3 protein-coding genes are annotated in these 3,668 nt (G+C 60.6%); all 3 read right to left on the bottom strand.

Annotated features, from left to right (window positions below):
* Positions 1-212: 212 nt before the first annotated feature.
* Positions 213-1,805, bottom strand: coding sequence for an AAA family ATPase (locus tag ACIP1X_RS28195; RefSeq protein WP_159811627.1), 1,593 nt, complete (start codon positions 1,803-1,805; stop codon positions 213-215).
* A gap of 10 nt (positions 1,806-1,815) precedes the next feature.
* Positions 1,816-2,916, bottom strand: coding sequence for a 3-dehydroquinate synthase (gene aroB / locus ACIP1X_RS28190; RefSeq protein WP_053116653.1), 1,101 nt, complete (start codon positions 2,914-2,916; stop codon positions 1,816-1,818).
* Positions 2,917-3,068: 152 nt separating this feature from the next.
* Positions 3,069-3,587 carry a shikimate kinase AroK gene (gene aroK, locus ACIP1X_RS28185; RefSeq protein ID WP_053116652.1) on the bottom strand — a complete coding sequence of 173 codons (519 nt, stop codon included), beginning with the start codon at positions 3,585-3,587 and terminating at the stop codon, positions 3,069-3,071.
* Positions 3,588-3,668 lie beyond the last annotated feature (81 nt).

The raw sequence follows: 3,668 nt of genomic DNA, 5'->3' as shown, positions 1-3,668 counted from the left end.
AATTTGACGACGAAATGTCGCAAATTCATGTCGCATTTGTGAAAGGTTTAAAGCGATCTGCTGTGCTAGTCAAAACTTTTTTAATTCTGACTGCAACGACTCAAAGACTACTATGACGCAGACACCACAAGGCACGCGACCTGGAAGGAAGCGCGCACTTGCAGAAATTTTGAGGTGCTTGGAGAGGCGGCCTGGGTAAGGCCGCCGAATCTTCAGCGAGTTGTTGCCAGTTCTTGTTGGACGCTGGCGACAGTGCGAGGCCAAGGTTTACCAGCCTGAACCTTCGCTGGCAAGGCCTTGATGGCAGAAACGGCCGCGTCACGATTGGCGAAGTTGCCATAAGTGATCACGTAAAGCGGCTTGCCGTTGAGGACTTTCTTGAAATAACGGTACTCGCCGCCCTGCTCCTTGACGAAGTTTTGCGCGGCAGTTTCCGAGCTGGTGCCGAGGATCTGCACCACGTAGTTACCGGTCGGCTGACCGGCGTACCAGCTGCCACCGGCGGCTTTGGCCACGGTGACCGGCTTCTCGGCAGGCTTGGCTGCAGCGGCTGGCTTGGCCGGCGCTGGAGCCGGTTTCGCTGCAGGCGCTGCCGGAGCAGGCTTGGCGGTAGCAATTTGGGTTGGCGCTGGCGTCGGCTTCGCGGCCGGGGCTGGAGCCGGTGTTGGCGCAGGGCCAGCCGGAACGCCTGCCGGAGGTGCGGAAGTGGTGACGGTCGGCGGTGTGGCGCTGGAACCTTCGACCGGCACGCCGTCGTCGCCTTCGGTGATGCCACCGGCGGCTTCAGCCAACGGGCCACGCATGACCGGTTGCGAGTTGCCGACCAGCGGCAGCGGCATCGGTTGGGTGTTGCCAGCGAATTCGACGGAAGGATTAGCCCCGTTCGCCCCGCCCTGACCCAAAGGCAACTGCGCCTGTTCATTGGCAGGAGCGCCGGTGGTAGGTGTCTTGTTGCGACCCGGCATCAGCCAGGCGGCGGCGACCGCAACCACAACGACGGCAGAAATCGCCAATACGTGTTTCTTCGGCATGTTGAACCCCATACTTGGACGCTTGACCGCAGAGCGGCTGGCAATCATGACTTCGATCAGTGCATCGCGAGCGACCTGGTTGATGTTGCCTGGCCAACCCTCGGCGCTTTCGTGAATATCAGAGATCTGATCCGCGGTGAAAAGTTCGACACCACGGCCTGCACCTTCGAGCCGTTGGTCGAGATACTCGCGGGTCTCTTCTTCGGTGTACGGCTGCAGTTCGATGACGTGGAAACGCTCTTCCTCAAGGTGCAACGCCTCGAGTTGCGCGATCAGCGACGACTCACCAAACAGGAATACGTGCGGGCGACCTTCCGGTGCGCCGGCCCCCAGCGCCATCAGCGCTTCGAGGGCGGATTCGTCGAGCTGCTCGGCGTCATCCACCAGCAGATAGACTTCCTGACCCGTCAGCGCGAGTTGCACCACCTGATCCAGAATCGCGCCAACTTCGGCCTGAGCGACGTTCAGCGCCTGGGCAACCTGACGCAGCACACCGGCCGCATCACCGGCGCCACGGGCGGAAACCACCACGCTCTGTACCGATTGCTTATTGGTGCTGGCGACCAGTGCCTGACGTAGCAAGGTCTTGCCGCTGCCTTGCGGGCCAGTGACGACCAGCAACAACTGACTGTAACGCGCCAGATGATGCAACTGACCCAACACTGGTTTGCGCTGGGCCGGGAAGAATTTAAAACCCGGCACTCGTGGCGCGAAGGGGTCGTGGCTTAACTGGAAATGGCCGAGGAACGCCTCGTCGGCATGCAAACTAGTCATTGGAATCTTTTCAACCTTTAAGCTGAGCCAGGGCGCGGTAATCCGCTCCCAGCGTGGCCTGTAGAACCTCTTTCGGATAATCGGCGGTCACTACCGCTTCGCCCATCCGGCGCAGCAGCACCAGGCGCAGACGACCGTCGATCACTTTTTTGTCGATTGCCATGTGTTCAAGAAAATCGGCTTCAGTCATTTCTGTCGGCGGCACCACCGGCAGACCGGCGCGCTGGAACAGACGAATGCCGCGATCACGTTCCGCTTCGCTGATCCAGCCCAGACGCGCGGACATTTCCAGCGCCATCACCGTGCCAGCCGCGACGGCCTCACCATGCAACCAGACACCATAGCCCATGTGGGTCTCGATGGCGTGACCGAAGGTGTGGCCGAGATTGAGGGTGGCGCGCACGCCGGTTTCTTTCTCGTCGGCGCCAACCACCGCAGCCTTGGCCGCGCAGGAACGCTCGATGGCGTAAGTCAGGGCTTTTTGATCCAGCGCACGCAGGGCGTCGACGTTGTCTTCGAGCCAGCCAAGAAACGGTTCGTCGCAGATCAGACCGTACTTGATGACCTCTGCCAGACCGGCGGACAGTTCACGCTCGGGCAGGGTTTTCAGCGAGGCGGTATCGATCAGCACCACGTTCGGCTGGTAGAACGCGCCGACCATGTTCTTGCCCAGCGGATGGTTGATACCGGTTTTGCCGCCCACCGACGAATCGACCTGGGACAGCAACGTCGTCGGGATCTGAATGAAGTCGACGCCGCGCTGATAGCAGGCGGCGGCGAAACCGGCCATGTCGCCGATCACACCGCCGCCGAGGGCGATCACGGTGGTGCGGCGGTCATGACGCGCGGTCAGCAGACCGTCGAAGATCAGTTGCAGGGTTTCCCAGTTCTTGAAAGCTTCGCCGTCCGGCAGCACCACGGAGATCACCGAGAACTGCGCGAGGCTGCGGGTCAGACGTTCGAGATAGAGCGGCGCAACGGTCTCGTTGGAGATGATTGCCACCTGCCGCCCATGGATATGCGGCGCCAGCAACTCGGGCTGATCCAACAAACCTTCGCCAATATGAATCGGGTAGCTGCGCTCGCCTAGATCGACCTTGAGTGTCTGCATGTGTCCCCACAGTGAAGATGGAAGCAGGCATCCTGCCCTGAATTATTGGTTATCTGCGGCCTATAGCGGGTATGACGCCGCTCGCCCGCCAGCCGCCACAACCGCGACGGGTTGTGACAGGACGCCGAGGATAGCGCATTTCGAGCGATGCTTTAACGGGGAGGAAGCTGCGCCAGACGTTCGAGAATGTCGAGCACTACCATGCGCGGCGGCCGTTCGTCGGTTTCCACCACCAGATCGGCGATTTCCCGATACAGCGGATCACGGATCGCCAGCAAATCACGCAGGGTTTTCTCGGGATTGGCGGTGCGCAGCAACGGCCGATTGCGATCGCGCGAGGTGCGGCCGACCTGCTGTTCGACGGAGGCGTGCAAATAGACCACCCGCCCGCCCTCATGCAGAGCCTTGCGATTGGCATCACGCATCACCGCGCCGCCGCCGGTCGCCAGCACCACGCCATCGAACTCGCACAGCTCGGCGATCATCGCCTGCTCACGGTCTCGAAAGCCGGGCTCGCCTTCCTTATCAAAGATCCACGGGATATTTGCGCCCGTGCGCAGTTCAATTTCCTTGTCGGAATCTTTGAACGGCAGGCGCAGCTCTTTGGCCAGCAACCGGCCGATGGTGCTTTTACCAGCGCCCATCGGTCCTACAAGAATCAAATTTCGCACAGAATCAACGACTCACAGCAATCGCCTGGTTATTCATGATACGCGGAGTGAGAAATACCAGCAGCTCGGATTTTTTCTCCG

Origin of the sequence: Pseudomonas sp. NPDC088885 (assembly GCF_044750025.1) — a bacterium.
In the GTDB taxonomy this organism is placed as follows: Bacteria; Pseudomonadota; Gammaproteobacteria; order Pseudomonadales; family Pseudomonadaceae; genus Aquipseudomonas; species Aquipseudomonas rustica.
This window is presented reverse-complemented; position numbering and strand designations above follow the sequence as displayed.

Coding starts and splice junctions, on each gene's coding strand:
- ACIP1X_RS28195 (WP_159811627.1), bottom strand. CDS start 1,805: ATGACTAGTTTGCATGCCGACGAGGCGTTCCTCGGCCATTTCCAGTTA.
- aroB (WP_053116653.1), bottom strand. CDS start 2,916: ATGCAGACACTCAAGGTCGATCTAGGCGAGCGCAGCTACCCGATTCAT.